The sequence below is a fragment of the Rahnella ecdela genome, assembly GCF_019049625.1.
Lineage (GTDB): Bacteria > Pseudomonadota > Gammaproteobacteria > Enterobacterales > Enterobacteriaceae > Rahnella > Rahnella ecdela.
Window position 1 is genome coordinate 128,755 of the sequence record NZ_JAFMOY010000132.1, and the last position, 18,019, is coordinate 146,773.

Genomic DNA, 18,019 nt, shown 5'->3' on the forward strand with positions numbered 1-18,019 from the left:
ATTCATCTGTTTTTCGGTTATTGTGATCGCCATCACTTACCGGTATTCCTGCCGCAGAGAAGAAACAAATTTCGAGAACACCATGTCACAAACAGATGAACTGCGTACGACGCGCATCGACAGCCTGATTACGCCTCAGGCACTGGCAGATAAATTGCCAATTTCCCCGTCGGTCGCACAACACGTGATGCAATCACGTAAACGGATAGAAAAAATTGTCAGCGGCGAAGATCAGCGCTTGCTGGTTGTCGTCGGCCCCTGCTCTATTCACGATATTGAAGCGGCAATTGATTACGCGGGAAAACTGCGCGTGTTGCGCGACAAATATCAGGATCGCCTTGAAATCGTGATGCGCACATATTTTGAGAAACCGCGTACCGTTGTCGGCTGGAAAGGCTTAATTTCTGATCCTGAGCTGAACGGTTCGTGCCGTGTGAATGACGGTATTGAACTGGCGCGCAAAGTCCTGCTGGCCGTCAATGAGCTGGGTATTCCTACCGCCACCGAGTTCCTGGATATGGTGATCGGCCAGTATATCGCTGACCTCATCAGCTGGGGTGCGATTGGCGCACGTACCACGGAAAGTCAGATCCACCGTGAAATGGCGTCAGCCTTGTCGTGCCCGGTTGGCTTTAAAAATGGTACCGACGGCAATACACGTATCGCCATTGATGCCATACGTTCGTCACGCACCAGCCATATGTTCCTGTCACCGGACAAAACCGGTCAGATGACCATTTATCGCACCTCAGGCAACCCTTACGGGCATGTGATCATGCGTGGCGGTAAAAAGCCGAACTATCATGCTGAAGATCTGGAGCAGGCTTGCCAGAACCTGGCTGAGTTTGATTTGCCTCAGCGTCTGGTGGTCGATTTCAGCCACGGTAACTGTCAGAAACAGCACCGCCGTCAGCTGGATGTGGCAGAAGATATTTGCCAGCAGATCCGCAGCGGCTCGACGGCAATTGCCGGTATTATGGCAGAGAGTTTTCTGGTCGAAGGCAGTCAGGCGATTCATCCGGGTAAACCGTTGGTCTACGGCAAATCAGTGACTGACCCTTGTCTGAGCTGGGAAGATACTGAAACCTTGTTGTCGATGCTGGCTGAGGCCACTGATACCCGGTTCTGATGACTTTCCGATCACTTTTAAAGGGCAACGTCGTTGCCCTTTTTTATGCCCGCCGTTCGCGACTTCCCCTGACTATCAGTGTTTTTCTCGCCAAAACACCTCGCTATCCCTCTTAAATTAGAGGGTTACCTTGCAGAAATTACATTCTATCAACAAAAATTTTCTTGATGTGTTCTTGTAATGATTTGATAATGATTATCAAATTGATAGTAATTCCCATTACCAAAAAATAAAATTACGGGCTTTCGCCCCGAATATTATTACAAATCATTCACATAACATCGCGAGTTTTAACCCGCCAGATAGCGGGTGACTTAGGCTAACGAGGAGATAGCAATGCATTCAGTTCACTATCAGGATTATTTACAGGCTAAAGAAGCTAACCCAGGTAAATATGCCCGCGATCTGGCGGCGATTTTGGGTATCAGTGAGGCGGAATTAACCGCATTACGCGTTTCCCATGATGCCGCACGACTGGATGTGGATGCCCGCACATTGCTGGCTGCTCTGGAAAATGTTGGCGGGACAAAATCGATTACCCGTAACGATTTTGCCGTGCATGAGCAGCAAGGTCGCTATGAGAATCAGCACCTGAATGGTCATGCTGGCCTGATTCTGAATCCGCGGGCACTGGATTTACGCCTGTTCCTGCAACACTGGCAGCATATTTTTAGTATGTCCGAAACTACGGCCCGCGGCGTTCGTCACAGCATTCAGTTTTTTGATACTCATGGCGATGCAGTGCATAAAGTTTACAACACTGATGAAACCGATATGGCAGCCTGGGACGCGCTGATTACAGAGTACAAAAGCGACGTGAATCCGCCTCTGCAAATTGAAGCCGCATCATCTGCTCCGGCAGTGAAACCGGCTGATGCCAGTGCTATTGATGCAGAATGGCGCGCAATGACCGACGTACATCAGTTCTTTCAGTTGCTGAAACGCCATGACATTACACGTCAGCAGGCCTTTGAAGCGGTGGGGAATGATCTGGCATGGCGCGTGGAAAATGGTTCCCTGACCCGCTTGCTGAATATCGCCAAAGAGGATCAAAACGAAATTATGATTTTCGTTGGTAACCGGGGCTGTGTGCAGATCTTTACCGGCCAGATTGAAAAAGTGATGCCGCACGGAGAGTGGATCAACGTGTTCAATGAACGCTTCACGCTGCATCTGGTAGAAAGCGCCATCGCGCAAAGCTGGATCACCCGTAAGCCGACCAAAGACGGTTTCGTCACCAGCCTGGAATTATTTGCGGCCGACGGAACTCAGATTGCTCAGCTTTACGGACAGCGTACCGAAGGCACGCCAGAACAGACTCAGTGGCGCGAGCAGCTGGCTCAGCTCAATGGCGAAGGCGTTGCAGCATGAAACGCTCCCTGAAAGTTTTGTTAACTGCTGGCACATTGCTGGCAGCACCTCTGGTTCATGCTGCTGAAAAGCTGGTCAGCATCGGCGGCGATGTCACTGAGATTGTTTATGCCCTCGGGGCTGGCAATGAGCTGGTGGCCCGCGACAGCACCAGTCTGCACCCGAAAGCTGTTCTGGCATTGCCCGATGTCGGTTATATGCGCCAGCTGAATACCGAAGGTATTTTATCTATGCACCCTTCAATGGTACTGAGCAGCGAACTGGCAGAACCGTCACTTGTGTTGCAGCAGCTTTCGCAAAATGGCGTAAAGGTCGTCCGTGTACCGGGTACGCCTTCAATCAATACCGTTCCTGAAAAAATCGAGGTTATCGCCGGTGCCCTGAATCGTCAGGCTGAAGGTGAAAAACTGATTGCCACATATCGTTCACAGCTTTCGACCATTCGCCATGACGCGCTGCCGGTAAAAATGCTGTTTGTGATGAGCCACGGCGGTATGTCTTCAATGGCTGCGGGGCAAAATACAGCGGCAGATGCGATGATCACCTCCGTGGGTGCCCAAAATGCCATGCAGGGCTTCAGCCGTTACCGTCCGCTTTCTCAGGAAGGCGTGATTGCCAGTGCGCCGGATATTCTTTTGCTGACTGCAGACGGTGTCAAAACGCTTGGCGGGCTGGATGAGGTTTGGAAATTACCGGGCGTGGCCATGACGCCAGCGGGCAAAAACAAACGCGTTTTAGTGCTGGATGATATGTCACTGCTGGGCTTTGGCCTGCAAACTCCGGCAGTGATGGCGCAACTTCGTCAGGCGGCGGAACAGGCTAAATGAGCAGCATGAGCCCTCCAATGCCATCACGACGCCGCTCGCCTGTTTGGGCGCTGATCGGACTCGGCGGTGCTCTGCTGCTTCTGGCTATTCTCGCAGCCAATACCGGCGCGATGGCGTTGTCACTCAGAACGCTGCTTTCGCGTCCTTTTGACGATGACCTCTGGCAGGTCTGGCTGACCATACGTTTGCCACGCGTTTTACTGGCTGTGGTGGTCGGCTGTGCACTGGCGACTTCCGGTGCCGTGATGCAGGGGTTATTCAGAAACCCTCTTGCCGATCCGGGCTTGCTTGGGATCAGCAGCGGTGCGGCGCTGGCCGTCGCACTGACCATTGTCATGCCCTTCGCCCTGCCGCCGCTTCTGGCTCTTTACAGTCATATGATCAGCGCCTTTTTCGGCAGTCTGGCGATTTCTGCCATTGTATTCACGCTGAGCCGTTTCGGGCATGGCGGATTATCCCGCCTGCTGCTGGCGGGGATCGCCATTAACGCGCTGTGCGGCGCAGCGGTGGGTGTTCTGACGTATGTCAGTGATGACCAGCAGTTGCGTCAGTTTTCGCTGTGGAGCATGGGCAGTCTCGGGCAGGCGCAATGGCCGACTCTGGCCGTCGCGTCGTCGCTTATCCTGCCTGCTTGTGTGGCAGCGCTGTTTATGGCGCGACGTCTGAATATTCTGCAACTGGGTGAAGAAGATGCGCATTATCTGGGCGTGAATGTCCGTCGTACCCAGTTGCAGTTGTTGCTGCTGAGCGCCCTGCTGGTGGGGGCTGCGGTGGCAGTTTCCGGTGTTATCGGTTTTATCGGTCTGGTTATCCCGCATCTTTTACGTATGCGAATTGGCGCCGATCACCGCTGGCTGTTGCCGGGTTCAGCTATGGCCGGAGCATGCCTGTTATTGCTGGCGGATACGCTGGCCCGCACACTGGTCGCCCCGGCAGAAATGCCGGTCGGTTTGCTGACCAGTATACTCGGGGGCCCGTATTTCCTCTGGCTAATCCTTCGCCCTGGGGTACCGCGAAATGTCTGACTTGTCCTCATGCATGACGGCAGAAAACCTGACGTATTCTGTCAATAGTCGCCGGTTGATTGATGATGTATCGCTCAGTCTGGAAAGCGGCGAAATGGTGGCACTGATCGGGCCAAACGGTGCTGGTAAATCAACGCTGATGCGCATGTTAACCGGTTATCTTGCCCCGGATTCCGGGCAATGTTCGATGATGGGCAAACCGCTGAACGACTGGCAGCCTCAAGAACTGGCACGCACACGTGCGGTAATGCGCCAGAACAGTACGCTGGCATTTGGGTTCAGTGTCCGCGAAGTGCTGACCCTCGGCCGCTCGCCGCACGGTCAGCAAAATATGCAGCTCGCGCTGGCAGAAGTGATGGCGCAGACAGACTGCCTGAATCTGGCTGAGCGTGACTACCGCCAGTTATCCGGTGGCGAACAGCAGCGTGTTCAGCTGGCACGGGTATTAATCCAGCTCTGGCAACCGGAGCCTGCCCCGCGCTGGCTGTTTCTCGATGAACCGACTTCTGCGCTCGATTTATATCATCAGCAACATGCGCTGCGCCTGTTGCGTCAGCTCACGCAACAGACGCCGCTGGCTGTGTGTTGTGTTCTGCATGACCTGAATCTTGCCGCGCTGTATGCCGACCGGATTATTTTGCTGCATAGCGGGAAAGTGGTTGCCAGCGGGACACCGGCTCAGGTGCTGAGCGAAGAAACGCTGAGTCGCTGGTATCAGGCTGATTTAAACGTCTGTCCGCATCCGGATACCGCGTTGCCTCAGGTTTTTCTACGCCAGTAAAACGCGGTTAACAAATGAAAAAGCCACAAGGCAGTTTGCTTTGTGGCTTTTTTGTCAGCTGGAGCAGGATATTTCCAGATGTTTTCCCCAGTCCGGCGGCAGCGCTGCCATCGGGTCATACTGCTTTGCGTCACTGTACGGGTCACGCAAAGCCTGATGCAACTGCGTCAGCGCGCTGATGTCATCTTTTTCAGCGCGTTCAATGGCCTGCTGCGCCAGATAATTCCTCAGAACAATTCTCGGATTACACTGTTTCATCGCATCCTGACGCGTCGAGTCAGCAACTTCCTCCGTCAGCAGGCGCTGGCGATAAGACTGATACCAGCTGTCGAAAGCCGCACGATCAATAAATTCATCGCGCAACGGCGAGCTGGCCTGTTGCTGTTCGGTCTGACTTAATAACCGGAAGGTTTGAGTGAAATCCCTGCCCTCTTTCGCCATCAGACTCAGCAGGCCGGTCAGCAGGTCGTTGTCCTGCTTGTTCTCGGTAAAGAAGCCCAGCTTGCCGCGCATCAGCGTACCGTAAACCTTCATCAGCACTGACTCATACTCACCAAGCGCCGTCTGTAATTGTTCCGTAGTCATCAGGCCGGACAGCGTCTGTGCCAGGCGGTGCAAATTCCAGTACGCCACGGCAGGCTGATTATCGTAGCTGTAGCGCCCCTGATGGTCGGAATGATTACAGATGTAACCCGGCTGATAATCATCCAGAAAACCGAATGGGCCATAATCAATAGTCAGCCCGAGAATAGACATATTGTCAGTATTCATCACGCCGTGGGCGAATCCGACACTTTGCCATTGCGCCATCAGACTGGCGGTACGCCCGACTACCTCCGTAAACCAGCGCTGATAACGTACAGATTCGACCGGTTCACTTTCCAGCAATTCTGGCCAGTGGTGAGCAATCACATAATCGGCTAACTGCTTCACCTGTTCGGGCTGTTTGCGGTAATAGAAATGTTCGAAATGCCCGAAACGAATATGGCTTTCGGCCACGCGGATCAGCATCGCGCCGCGCTCCGGCTGTTCACGAAAAACCGGCTCATCACTGGTGGTAATCGTCAATGCGCGCGTGGTGGGAATAGATAAATGATGCAGCGCTTCTGAGGCCAGAAACTCACGCACGACGGAGCGCAATACTGCGCGGCCATCGCCCATGCGTGAATATGGCGTCAGTCCGGCGCCTTTCAGGTGCCAGTCAAAGCGTTTTCCGCCGGGTAAAACCTGTTCGCCGAGAAGAATGCCACGCCCGTCTCCCAGCTGACCGGCCCAGACACCAAACTGATGTCCGCTGTAAACCTGCGCCACCGGCAGCATGCCCGGAAAGAATTTCTCGCCACACCAGTATTCACGGTGACCGGCGCCGAAAAGAGATTCATCCAGCCCCAGCTCCTGCGCCAGCGACTCGCTATGATAAAGCAGGCGCGCACCTTTAAGTGGCGTCGGTTTCAGCGCGGTGTAAAAACCGGGCAGTTGGTCTGCATAGTGGTGTTCGAATTGTGGCATAAATCCCCCTTTTCTTTAGTGTAGGTCTGCTCTGTCGCGATTAACACGGAGTAAGTGCAGGGAGATTATTGTCACCCGCCATAAAAAATCCCGGTACAGCGGGTGCTGACCGGGATCCTGAATATCAAGACGACAGTGACGATTAATGAAATTGAGCTGGCCGGTTGAGCAGACTGTCCATCTCAGCGGGATCAACACCCGGCCACAACAGACCTTTTACACCCTGCACATCCTTCTTACGCAATGCATCGAAATACTCCTGACTGTCCAGTCCGTCGACCACGATATTGCGGCAAAAACGGTTAACATTGCGGATTAATGACGGCATCACGATAGTAAAATGCTCGCCGTCATAAAGTTGCCAGAAGAGGTTTTTATCCAGTTTCACCCACTGGAAGAGATGATCAAAAATCGGCGCCATTGTAATATTTCCGGAGCCAAAGTTTTCCAGCCACAAAGTAAAATGTTGCTTCAGTGCAACCAGTTGCGCGTTATTCCTTCCCTGAGAAAGCTGTGGAAATGATTCGCTCAGGTTGAGATGAATAAAAGGAAGCGCTTTAAAAGCCTCACGAAGTTTTTCATCCCTGAGCAATAAAGCCACCTGTTTTTCTTCAACACTGATATTCAGGATAACCTGATTGTCGTGAAACCATCGGGCGTGTTCATTCGCCCAGACTTGCTGTTCGTTGAGAAAATGCAGTAACTGCTGTGGCGATAAGAGGTTTAACACCAGTTCTGTAGGCATAACCAGCTTGCTGTCTGCGCTTGAAAAACGGCAAATTAATTCTACGGCAAGCAATTTCCCTTCAATGGTGTAGACCGGCTGACACAGATAGCTACTGTTAAAGGCCGTATCGAATTGTATTTTCATTTTTATCCAAAACATCAACGGCACTGCGAATTGATTAATAACCTTTTTGACTATCAATCAAATCATAAAGATGCCGGAGCCCCGAGGCGTAACCGAAACGTTAGAGAAATTGATATCAAGAAAGACCCAGTCCTGCTGCCAGTTTGCGGCGACAACGGTGCTGATGACTGCGAAATAAAACGTTGCAAGATGTGATTCCCCTTATTCACCTTCTCATTGAGGGATATGTCAGTCATTACAGGGGTTTCAGACTAATCTTATCGTCAGCAGTGAAAACACGCAACGTTCAGCATGAGCGCGATCAGACATATTTAGACAAATTAAAGGTCACATTTTACGCGAACGTCTGCGCGTAGGCATCTTCAAAGATTTTAGTTAATGGTTATAGTGTCTTATGAGATATCGCGCAAGGCGTTCTGCGGCAAATGAGGCACTCACTCAGAACGCTTCATCTCCTCTAAACAAATAATAAACCTGGGGTTATTAGACAATGTCAGCGACGTTATGGTTAAAAGAAGCGGTTCTGGAAAGCAGTACTATCAGTTTGCACCCTTTACGTCACGACCATGCGGAGGCACTGGCTGAAGCTGCTGCCGACGGCGAATTATGGGAGCTTTGGTTTACCTCCGTTCCCCGCCCGGAAACGGTGACAAAGTATATTGATGATGCCCTGAATGAGCAGGCGGCAGGACGCGCTCTGCCATACGTTGTCGTCCATAACGATACCCGACAAGTTATCGGCACGACGCGATTTTCCAATGCCGATGTCAAAAACCACCGGGTGGAAATTGGTTTTACCTGGTATGCGCTACGTTTCCAGCGAACCTCGGTGAACACAGAATGTAAGGCACTTATGCTGGAGTATGCGTTTGAACAACTTCAGGCGATTGCCGTTGAATTCAGGACTCACTGGCATAATCATAAATCACGCACGGCGATTTCCCGTCTGGGGGCTAAACAGGATGGCGTATTACGCAATCACAGCAAAAATGCTGACGGGAGTTATCGCGACACAGTGGTTTTTTCCATCATTGACCATGAATGGCTGATGGTGAAAAGAAGTCTGCAACATAAACTGAGTCGTGGCTAAATTCTTACCGGAGACAGCGTAAGAATGGCTATCTCCGGGACTCATACTTACTGAATACAACGCACCAGCCAGGATTGTAGTTCGGTCAGTTCTGCCCGCATTTCCGGATATTGACCGAGGATTTCCTGGCACGTGAGTCCGACATCCTGCGCATGGTAGCGCGTACCAACAAGTGCATCGGCTAAGGCCAGTAAAGGGGTTGGATTCAGGCTGTCAGTGAAAACCTGCGCGCGGCTGATGCTGCCTTTTTCAACGTCAAAGTGGATATCCACCCCGCCCCAGACAAAACGTTCGTTCAGCAGATGGCTGAATGCCGGTGCTTTGCCAAAATTCCATTCCCAGCTGCTTTGTTTCGCAAATCGTTCCGGGAAGCCCGGAATATCAGGGAAAACGTCTGGTGAGATAATTTCCGGTTCCACGCTCGCACCGTACCAGTCAAAGAAAGCGGCAGTCACGGCTTCGCAAATCTGCTCGTGGTTAATATCCGGCACAAATTCACTGAGATTTGCCACCCTGGAACGTACTGACGTAATTCCCTTCGCCTGCAACTTTTTGATATCAGGATTGAGATAGTTTGCCAGACGGCTCAGGTCGGCATTGAGCAGCAAAGTTCCGTGATGAAAACCGCGGTCTGCCGTTTCACGATAAGCTGAACCTGAGATTTTGCGCTCACCTTCTGCGGTCTGAACCACCAGATCGTTGCGGCCGGAAGCGCTGGCGTCGATGCCTGAGCTTTTTAAGGCATTGAGGATAATGTTGGTCGAGACACTTTTGTCATATTCCGGCTTACCCGCCATAAACGTAAAACAAGTATTCCCAAGATCATGAAACACCGCGCCACCGCCACTACTGCGGCGTGCCAGCCGGATACCGTCTTCTTCCATTCTTCGGGTATTACATTCTTTCCAGGGATTTTGCGCCTGCCCGATCACCACAGTTTCAGCATTACGCCAGAGGAATAAAACCCGCTGAGTCGTCATTTCGCGGAAGATGCAATCTTCTACGGCGAGGTTGAACCAGGGATCATAAGAATCGGAAAGTAATAGTCTGAGAGGTTTCATCGCATATTCATCCTGAATGAGTCTGCTCTGATAATAACAGCAAAAAACAGGATGAAATACGCAGTGAAATCAGGGGGAATGGGTTTTATGCCGTATCAGATACGGCGAGCTTGCCAGTAGACCTTGCGCCAGTAGACGTTATCGAGTGAGGAACGCGTGACGCCCTGACTGGTCGAGGCGTGAATAAACTGGTCTGCGGTATCGTAAATCCCGACGTGTAAACCGTTCTCTCCGCTGCCGGTTTTAAAGAAAACCAGATCGCCGGGAAGGAGTTCATCACGGGAAACTTTAGTGCCGATTTTAGTTTGATCGACTGTTGTTCTTGGTAATACCACCCCAAAACGATCGCGATAAGTACGAAAGACGAAACCGGAACAATCGACGCCGCTGGGTTGTAAGCCGCCATAACGATAAGGCGCACCATGCCATTGACTGAGCTGATCATTAAGCTCGGCAACAACGGTAATTGAATCAGCAAACCGGCCGCTTGGCGGTGGAGCGTGGCTGCTGCAACCGTTAAGAATTAACGCGGCAACAGCCAGCAGGGAATACATGGATACGGACGACCAGCGCATAGTGCATTCCTTCCTCAATAGCGTCACGGCATCACCGGAACACGAAGGTTTGCGCGGGCCGGATAAGTCGCCGTTATCTAAGAACTAATAGAATTTAGCGCTATTTTATCCGTCATCCAATCTTTTATGATGATTTTTATCGTTTCAGAATAAATTTATTCAGGCTTTTTGACAGGCTTACTGTGAATCAACCACACACCGGACAGAATAAGTAACCCGCCCATCGTTTTGGTTAAGCTGATGCTTTCATTGAACCAGGGCAAGGTTACCGCCGCGATATATACCAGCGCATAGCTCAGACTCAGCAAGGTATAAGCGCGGTTGAGCGGCAGATGCCGTAAAGCAAAAAACCAGCAGCCCATAGATAATACGTATCCGCACAATCCAAAAAATACCGCAATCAGCGCGCTTAAATGGCTAAGAATAAACGAGGTGTCAATGGCAGACAGAGCAATCCACGGGAGCTGCACCATCCCCCATTTCATCAGAAGTTGCGCGGTTGTCACCAGCAGCACACTGGCTCCGCCCCACAGATAGCCTTTCATAAGCTGACACTCATCAGTGCAATCCCGGACATGATTAACGCGACGCCGCACCAGTGGCGACCGTCGACATATTCATGGAAAAACCAGCGGGCACATAAGGTAATAAGAACAAAATTCAGACTGAGCATCGGATACGCCAGACTCAGCGGCATCAGCTGTAATACCCGCAGCCACAGCAGCATGGCGATGCCCAACAGCAGCACCGCCAGTCCCAGCCAGCGCAGTACGCGCGCCATTCCGTCAGCGGACACCTGAGCGGCCTGCTTCTGACAAAGCTGACCGGCACAGGTAATCACACTGACCGCCAGAACCAGAAGGAATCCGGTCATGGCAGTTTTTTGTAGAACAGTATCGCCTGACGATCAAACTTCACTGTTTGGTCAGCCGCAGGCAGGGTTGATTTTATTTGCGCATTGCGGTCAAGCCTGAGGATCACAGAGACATTTCCTTCCTGACGGGCTTTCTGCAGCCATGCAGGGAAGCCTGCTGCATCAATAAAGTTATCTTTGGCATCAGGATAACTTAATCCGTATTGCAACTCGCCTTTTTCATCAAACATCAGAATATCACTGCGCTTCAGTGACCAGGCAACTGCGGTAGCCACACCGACGTTGTCTGCCAGAACAAAACGACTGTCATGTAACAAATCAAAGTGTTGCTCTAAAAAGTTCTGAGGTTGTTTGGAATCTATGATTTTCTGCGGAATGGCTTGTCCGACTAAAAGCGCCAGGACCAGCGGGCAGACCGCGCCCCAGTACCAGCGTTTTTTCACGTCAGTCAGAGACATCGCCCCTGCCAGCGCCCACACGGCAAAACAGAGAATACCGATCAGAGCGCGGGGTAATTCCGTGCGGGTAAAGACGGCTTTAACGTGGAACGGCAGAATGCCTGATATCACCAGAACAGCGACCGCCATCAGAACACCAAAGATGATGTTGAGGACACCATTCGCTTTCAACGCGCGTAATTTACCAGACTGGCGGATCTGTTCGAGATAATCAGCCATCAGCAACGCAATCGGCGCAAAGCACGGCAGAATGTAGGTCGGCAGTTTACCTTTGGCAATGGTGAAAAAGATCAGCGGCATAATCGCCCAGCTCAGCAGGAAGAACAGTTCCGGGCGCATAACCCGTTTAGTCCAGCCTTCACGCAATGCGCCCGGCAGCAAACCGAGCCAAGGCAGAGCGCCCAATAAGAGCACCGGCAGATAGAACCAGAACGGCGCTTTATGTTGTGCATCCGCTTCAGCGAACCGCTGAATATGTTCGACCCAGAAGAAGTAATTCCAGAAATCAGGTTCATGTCGCGCAATTGCCAGCACCCACGGCAAACTCAGTACCACCGCGCTCAGAACCGCCAGCGGCCCCCAGCCAAACAGGGTTTTGAAGCGTTTTTCCCGCCAGACAATCGGCAGAACCGCGATCACTGGCAGCGCCAGCGCCAGAAAACCTTTGGTCATAAAGCCCATACCGCAGGCCAGTCCCAGAGCTATCCAGCTCATGGCTTTCTGCGGTGTCCGCGAAACCCGCAGGCAGAACCAGGTGGCGACCATAGCTGCGGTCATCCACAGGGTGATCATCGGATCCAGAACGCTGTAAGTGCCGATACTGAACACCAGCGAAGTGGAAAGGTAGATAAGCACAGCGATGTAAGCGGTCTGACGATTACGCCACATCAGATTTGCCAGCCAGAACACCAGAATGGCGCTCAGCATAGTGCTGAAGACGGAACCAAAACGCACCGCAAAGTTGCTTTCACCAAAAATCATCTGGCTGATATTGTTGAACCAGTAACCTGCCACCGGTTTTTCAAAATAACGCAATCCGAGAAGATGAGGTACAACCCAGTCGCCGCGCTGAAGCATTTCGCGGCTGATTTCGGCATAACGGGTTTCATCGGGTTGCCACAACATGCGGGTATTAAGAGGAACAAGATAAACGAGCGCGAAGAACACCAGGATCAGGGTGCTCCATACGCCTTTAATTGTTTTCGACATCAGGAAAAACCTTCTTGCTGACAACCTAACCAACCTTCCCGTCCAGGGAAACTGGCGCGAACTACTTTGCCATGCGGCAACGTACTGAGATCTTGCGGGAGTAAATCGCCCAGCGCACAAAACTGGATCCCCTGCGCGGCAGCGCGAGTCAGTAACTCGTCAAAATGGGTTGCCAGCGACATCCCTTCCACTTCGGCGTGGATGGTATAAACCGGCACACCCGTATCTTGGGCGATAGCATCAAGAATGAAATCATTGAAGTTATCCGCAGTAATTTCGCCACCCGCCACTTCATCGTAAGTCGGCAGCGTCACCGGAATTTGCACCGTTCCCAGAGTTCCATTTTCCAGCACGGGCAGGAAAGGATGGGTTCCGCGGCAATCGCTGTTGTAATAGAAATGAAAACGCTCTTTCACTTCTATGACGCGTTCATCTGCACGCCAGCCCGCTACCGCCGAACATTCAACGTCATGACCCAGGCTTTTTTCAAGCGCATCCAGCCCCAGCCGGATTTGTTCTTCCAGCTGTTTCTCTGACCATTTCCCGACTTTTGCCTGCCAGCCCTGATGATCCCAGGCGTGCAATCCGACTTCGTGGCCACGTTTCGCGGTTTCTTTCATCAGATAACCAAGGTCACGTGCGATAGGTTTACCCGGCCAGGCGGTGCCCGCCAGCAAGATATCCCAGCCGTAAAGAGAGGCAGCATTGGAGCGCAGCATTTTCCACAGAAAGCGCGGTTTAAGCAGGCGCCACAAGTGGCGCCCCATGTTATCCGGGCCAACGCTGAAGAAGAAACTGGCGGTAATTTTATGTTTTGCAAGGGTTTGCAGAAGCTGAGGGACACCCTCACGGGTGCCGCTCCAGGTATCCACATCTATGCGCAGACCCACTTTCTTCATGTCTGGCACCGTATCAGGCTTTGTCAGCGTCAGGATTTACAGAACGCAGGAAGAAATCCAGCGTCTCGGCGACAGTTTTATCCATGCCAATTTCAGGTTTCCAGTCCAGCAGACGACGGGCATTTTTGATGCTCGGCGTGCGGTGCTCAACGTCCTGATAGCCTTTACCGTAGTAAGTGCTGCTCTCGACCAGATTGAAACCGGCAAACGGCGGGAACTGAGCACGCAGCGGGTGAGCTTCAAAGCTGCTCAGCAGCATTTCTGCCAGCTGACGGATGCTCGCTTCGTTGGTCGGGTTACCGATGTTAATTATCTGACCGTCACACAGGTTGTCGCGGTTCTCGATGATGCGGAACAACGCTTCGATACCGTCGTTGATGTCAGTAAAGCAGCGTTTCTGCTCGCCGCCATCGACCAGTTTGATCGGAGAACCTTCTACAAGATTCAGGATCAGCTGAGTGATCGCACGTGAGCTGCCGATTCGCGCCGCATCCAGGTTATCCAGACGTGGTCCCATCCAGTTAAACGGACGGAACAGCGTGAATTTCAGGCCTTCTTTCGCGCCATAAGCCCAGATAACACGATCCAGCAGCTGTTTAGAAACAGAGTAAATCCAGCGTTGTTTGTTGATCGGGCCGACGATGAGACGGGAATGATCTTCATCGAATTCTTTGTCATCACACATACCGTAAACTTCAGACGTTGACGGGAAGATGATGCGTTTTTTGTATTTCACACAGTCGCGAACGATTTTCAGGTTTTCTTCGAAATCCAGTTCGAACACGCGCAGCGGGTTACGGGTGTATTCGATTGGCGTTGCGATGGCCACCAGCGGCAGAACGACATCACATTTTTTGATGTGATATTCGATCCACTCTGAATGGATGCTGATATCGCCTTCAACGAAGTGGAAATGCGGGTTATCCATGAAGCGGCTGACCGCGTCAGAGCTGATATCGAGACCATAAATTTCATAACGGTCTTCACGCAGCAAACGTTCGCTCAGGTGGTTACCAATGAAACCATTCACCCCCAGAATCAGCACACGGGTACGGCGTTTCATAACGGCCGTTGGCAGCGTCGACACGCGCATGTCAGGCATGATGCCCAGTTCCAGCGCCAGACGGGAACCCTGAACATACAGGCCGTTTTCGCTCTGCCCCGCCAGAATTTCCAGTGCACCTTCGCCACAGGCGATGGTCAGCGGATCAGAAGAAAGCACGGTGCCCGGTTGTTTGTCATGCTGAGTATCCAGCGGACGTGCCCGCCAGACAGTCAGTTTACGCTGACCCAGATAAGAGAACGCACCCGGGTAAGGTTCGGTCACAGCACGGATCAGGTTATTAATTTCAGTAGCAGATTTGTGCCAGTGAATTTCGCCATCCGCAGCGGTACGACGGCCAAAATAGCTGGCCTGGGATTCGTCTTGCGGGGTCAGGGTGATTTTACCGGCTTTCATTTCCGGCAATACATCCGTCAGAAGTGCTTTAGCGGCATCACGCACTTTAGCGTGCAGTTTGAGTGCGGTGTCATCAGCGGCAATAGCCACTTTACGCTGACCCACGATATCGCCCGCATCCGGGCGTTTAACCATTTTATGCAGCGTAACGCCGGTTTCAGTTTCGCCATTAAGCAGTGCCCAGTTAACCGGTGCGCGGCCACGGTAGCGTGGCAGCAATGAACCGTGCAGATTGAAACCGCCGTGTGGCGCCAGAGATAAAATCTCTTCGCTCAGCATGTTGCGATAGTAGAAAGAGAAAATAACATCAGGCTGTAAAGCACGGATGCGGTCGACCCACAATGGATGGTTTACGTCTTCCGGTGCGTAAACTGGCAGATTCAGTTCAGCGCCCTGACGGGCCACAGATGAAAAGAACTGGTTTTCATTCGGGGCATCAGTGTGCGTAAAGACCGCCTGAACATCATAACCCGCGTCAACCAGAGCCTGTAAACCAACACAACCGATATCATGGTAAGCAAATACAATCGCTTTCATCACTCTTTATCCTGACTGTTATCTTCGGAACGAACGCCGACGACTTTTTGAACGAAATAACGGGGACGCGCACGGACATCATTGTAGATACGCCCGATGTATTCACCGAGTAACCCCATGCCCACAAATTGCGCACCGATAAACATGAATAACAATGCAAATAGCGTAAACACGCCATCCGCAGCCCAGGCAGGACCGTTGATAAGGCGCATTAAAATCAGAAATACCGCCAGCACAAACCCGAAGATGGCGATCGCACTGCCCACCACGCTGAGCATTCTCAGCGGCGTGGTGGTCAGGCAGGTGATCAGGTCATACATCAGGTTGATGAGTTTCATCAGGCTGTATTTGGAATCACCGAATTCGCGCTCTGAGTGCTGAACCGGGATCTCAATCGTTTTGCGGGCGAAGGTGTTTGCCAGAATAGGAATAAAGGTGCTGCGTTCGTGGCAATGCAACATGGCTTCGATAATGTGGCGGCGATAAGCACGCAACATGCAACCGTAATCGCCCATTGATTTACCGGTGGCGCGCTGGATCATCATGTTGATCATTTTCGAGGCCGATTTACGGAACCACGAATCGCGGCGGTTCGCGCGCACGGTACCAACAACGTCGTAGCCTTCATCGGCCGTGGCGACCAGGCGCGGGATTTCTTCCGGTGGGTTTTGCAGGTCAGCATCAAGCGTAATGACCAGGTCGCCTGACACATGGCTGAAACCGGCCATAATGGCGGAATGCTGACCGTAATTGCGGTTGAGCAATACAGCAATAACATGGCTGTCCGGTTGTTCTGCGGCTGCGGTGAGCATGTCGCCGGAGCTGTCAGAACTGCCGTCATCCACCAGAATGATTTCGTATTGTTGCGTTAATTGCTTACAGGCTGCCTGCGTACGTGATAACAACGCTGGCAAGCTTTCTTCTTCGTTGTAGACCGGGATAACCACCGAGACTTTACGAATGGGTTCGTATTGCGCCACTACTGCGCCTCCAGAAGGGAAAAAAGAGCCGCGACAACACGGTCCACATCACTGTTTTGCATATCAGGGAACAGCGGCAGGCTGCACAAACGTGCCGAATTCCATTCACTGTTTGGCAGGCTCAGGTGCGGATAACGTTCGCGGTAATATTTTTGAGTGTGAGCTGCGCGGAAATGCAAACCGGTTCCGATCCCCTGCTCTTTCAGGCGTTCCATCAGGTCGTCACGGCTGATACCGCAACGCTCTTCATCCACACGGATCATGAATAAATGCCAGGCATGAAGGTGCGGGTAAGCCGGCACATTCATTGGCAGATAAGGTGAGCCCTGTAATTTATCGAGATAAAGCTGAGCCAGTTCGGCGCGTCGCGCATTGATTTCATGCAGGCGCTTAAGCTGAACGACCGCAATAGACGCGTGAATGTCGGACAGATTGTATTTAAAACCGGGCTCGACAACTTCAGCCTGCGGTTTGCGCCCGAGAACCTGGCGATCAAAGGCATCAACGGCCAGACCGTGGAATTTCAACGCGCGGACTTTATTCGCCAGTTCGTCGTCATCCGTGGCGATCAGGCCACCTTCGGCGCAGGTCATATTTTTGATTGCGTGGAAGGAGAAAATTGCCGTTCCCTGCGCGCCAATCCAGCGGTCGCGGTAACGGGTCCCTGCTGCATGTGCAGCATCTTCTACGACCGGAATACCGTGTTCACTGGCGACAGCGTAAATCGCGTCAAGATCTAAAGGCGCGCCCGCGTAATGCACCGGGATAATCGCTTTAGTTTTAGGCGTGATGGCGGAAGCAATGGCTTCTGCACTGGCCATCAGGGTATCCGGGTCAACGTCGATCATGACGGGTTCTGCGCCCAGCAGAACAATCATATTGATAGTTGAAACCCATGTCTGGGATGGGGTAATGACTTCATCGCCGGGACCAATGCCCAACGCCATCAGCGTGACATGCATGCCACCGGTTGCGGAACTGACTGCGATAGCATGTTTACAACCGAAAGCGGCGGAGAAATCCTGTTCCAGCTGGTTTGTTTGTGGTCCGGTGGTAATCCACCCTGAGCGCAAAACCTGTCCCACAGCCGCTATCTCTTCTTCGCCCATAGACGGACGGGAGAAAGGCAAAAAGTTTTCCATTACGCTGTCCCGAAAGGTAATTAATTGATGCCAACTTTAGACCGTATTTATTTAACGACAGGTAAACACTGTCATAAATTTATGAATCTTATGATGTCGGTTTAATCTTAATTTAACCTTAAGGATTTTCCAGTTTTGTGAAGTTAAATAGAAACTAAACCAGAAGAAAAGAAATAATATTGATAAGCAAAAGCTTTTTAAAAACAAGGCATTGAATTCAAC

The 18,019-nt window shown here is 51.8% G+C and carries 17 protein-coding genes; 6 read left to right on the forward strand and 11 right to left on the reverse strand.

The features are described from left to right. The first annotated feature begins 82 nt into the window (after positions 1–82). From J1784_RS21360 to J1784_RS21380, 5 genes are all read left to right on the forward strand, one after another. A complete protein-coding gene (locus J1784_RS21360) occupies positions 83–1,129 on the forward strand; it encodes a 3-deoxy-7-phosphoheptulonate synthase (RefSeq protein WP_217150865.1) in 1,047 nt (348 codons plus the stop codon). Positions 1,130–1,465: 336 nt separating this feature from the next. After that, complete coding sequence (locus J1784_RS21365; protein ID WP_217150866.1) at positions 1,466–2,500, forward strand: hemin-degrading factor; 1,035 nt, start codon at positions 1,466–1,468, stop codon at positions 2,498–2,500. Beyond that, on the forward strand, positions 2,497–3,327 hold the full coding sequence (locus tag J1784_RS21370) for a heme/hemin ABC transporter substrate-binding protein (RefSeq protein ID WP_217150867.1): 831 nt from the start codon (positions 2,497–2,499) through the stop codon (positions 3,325–3,327). The genes J1784_RS21365 and J1784_RS21370 overlap by 4 nt, the downstream gene beginning before the upstream one ends. Before the next feature lie 17 nt (positions 3,328–3,344). After that, positions 3,345–4,352, forward strand: coding sequence for a FecCD family ABC transporter permease (locus J1784_RS21375; protein WP_217150868.1), 1,008 nt, complete (start codon positions 3,345–3,347; stop codon positions 4,350–4,352). Then, positions 4,345–5,133, forward strand: coding sequence for a heme ABC transporter ATP-binding protein (locus J1784_RS21380; RefSeq protein WP_217150869.1), 789 nt, complete (start codon positions 4,345–4,347; stop codon positions 5,131–5,133). Before J1784_RS21375 ends, J1784_RS21380 begins: the two co-directional genes overlap by 8 nt. A gap of 54 nt (positions 5,134–5,187) precedes the next feature. Here the strand turns inward: J1784_RS21380 and J1784_RS21385 are convergent, their stop codons facing one another. Together J1784_RS21385 and J1784_RS21390 are read right to left on the reverse strand one after the other, a co-directional pair. After that, positions 5,188–6,642, reverse strand: coding sequence for a protein adenylyltransferase SelO (locus J1784_RS21385; protein WP_217150870.1), 1,455 nt, complete (start codon positions 6,640–6,642; stop codon positions 5,188–5,190). Between the two features lie 142 nt (positions 6,643–6,784). Continuing rightward, positions 6,785–7,513 (reverse strand): EAL domain-containing protein, encoded by a 729-nt coding sequence (locus J1784_RS21390; RefSeq protein ID WP_217150871.1) that lies wholly within the window; start codon positions 7,511–7,513, stop codon positions 6,785–6,787. Positions 7,514–8,003: 490 nt separating this feature from the next. Here J1784_RS21390 and J1784_RS21395 point away from each other — a divergent pair, with 490 nt between their 5' ends. After that, positions 8,004–8,603, forward strand: coding sequence for a GNAT family N-acetyltransferase (locus J1784_RS21395; RefSeq protein ID WP_217150872.1), 600 nt, complete (start codon positions 8,004–8,006; stop codon positions 8,601–8,603). A 47-nt stretch (positions 8,604–8,650) separates the two neighbouring features. Here the strand turns inward: J1784_RS21395 and J1784_RS21400 are convergent, their stop codons facing one another. From J1784_RS21400 to arnB, 9 genes are all read right to left on the reverse strand, one after another. Continuing rightward, a complete protein-coding gene (locus J1784_RS21400; protein ID WP_217150873.1) occupies positions 8,651–9,664 on the reverse strand; it encodes a lipoate--protein ligase in 1,014 nt (337 codons plus the stop codon). 95 nt (positions 9,665–9,759) lie between these two features. Further along, positions 9,760–10,239, reverse strand: a complete 480-nt coding sequence (locus J1784_RS21405; RefSeq protein ID WP_120505966.1) for an NlpC/P60 family protein — start codon at positions 10,237–10,239, stop codon at positions 9,760–9,762. Positions 10,240–10,394: 155 nt separating this feature from the next. Beyond that, a complete protein-coding gene (gene arnF, locus J1784_RS21410) occupies positions 10,395–10,784 on the reverse strand; it encodes a 4-amino-4-deoxy-L-arabinose-phosphoundecaprenol flippase subunit ArnF (RefSeq protein WP_217150874.1) in 390 nt (129 codons plus the stop codon). After that, a complete protein-coding gene (gene arnE / locus J1784_RS21415; RefSeq protein WP_217150875.1) occupies positions 10,781–11,113 on the reverse strand; it encodes a 4-amino-4-deoxy-L-arabinose-phosphoundecaprenol flippase subunit ArnE in 333 nt (110 codons plus the stop codon). Before arnE ends, arnF begins: the two co-directional genes overlap by 4 nt. Then, the gene (gene arnT, locus J1784_RS21420; protein WP_217150876.1) at positions 11,110–12,780 is read right to left on the reverse strand and encodes a lipid IV(A) 4-amino-4-deoxy-L-arabinosyltransferase; all 1,671 of its coding nucleotides are present in this window, start codon (positions 12,778–12,780) and stop codon (positions 11,110–11,112) included. The genes arnE and arnT overlap by 4 nt, the downstream gene beginning before the upstream one ends. Continuing rightward, positions 12,780–13,679 carry a 4-deoxy-4-formamido-L-arabinose-phosphoundecaprenol deformylase gene (gene arnD, locus J1784_RS21425; protein WP_217150877.1) on the reverse strand — a complete coding sequence of 300 codons (900 nt, stop codon included), beginning with the start codon at positions 13,677–13,679 and terminating at the stop codon, positions 12,780–12,782. Before arnD ends, arnT begins: the two co-directional genes overlap by 1 nt. A gap of 13 nt (positions 13,680–13,692) precedes the next feature. Next, on the reverse strand, positions 13,693–15,675 hold the full coding sequence (gene arnA, locus J1784_RS21430) for a bifunctional UDP-4-amino-4-deoxy-L-arabinose formyltransferase/UDP-glucuronic acid oxidase ArnA (protein ID WP_217150878.1): 1,983 nt from the start codon (positions 15,673–15,675) through the stop codon (positions 13,693–13,695). Next, positions 15,675–16,655 (reverse strand): undecaprenyl-phosphate 4-deoxy-4-formamido-L-arabinose transferase, encoded by a 981-nt coding sequence (arnC, locus tag J1784_RS21435; protein ID WP_217150879.1) that lies wholly within the window; start codon positions 16,653–16,655, stop codon positions 15,675–15,677. The genes arnA and arnC overlap by 1 nt, the downstream gene beginning before the upstream one ends. Then, positions 16,655–17,797, reverse strand: coding sequence for a UDP-4-amino-4-deoxy-L-arabinose aminotransferase (arnB, locus tag J1784_RS21440; RefSeq protein ID WP_217150880.1), 1,143 nt, complete (start codon positions 17,795–17,797; stop codon positions 16,655–16,657). Before arnB ends, arnC begins: the two co-directional genes overlap by 1 nt. Between the last annotated feature and the right edge of the window lie 222 nt (positions 17,798–18,019).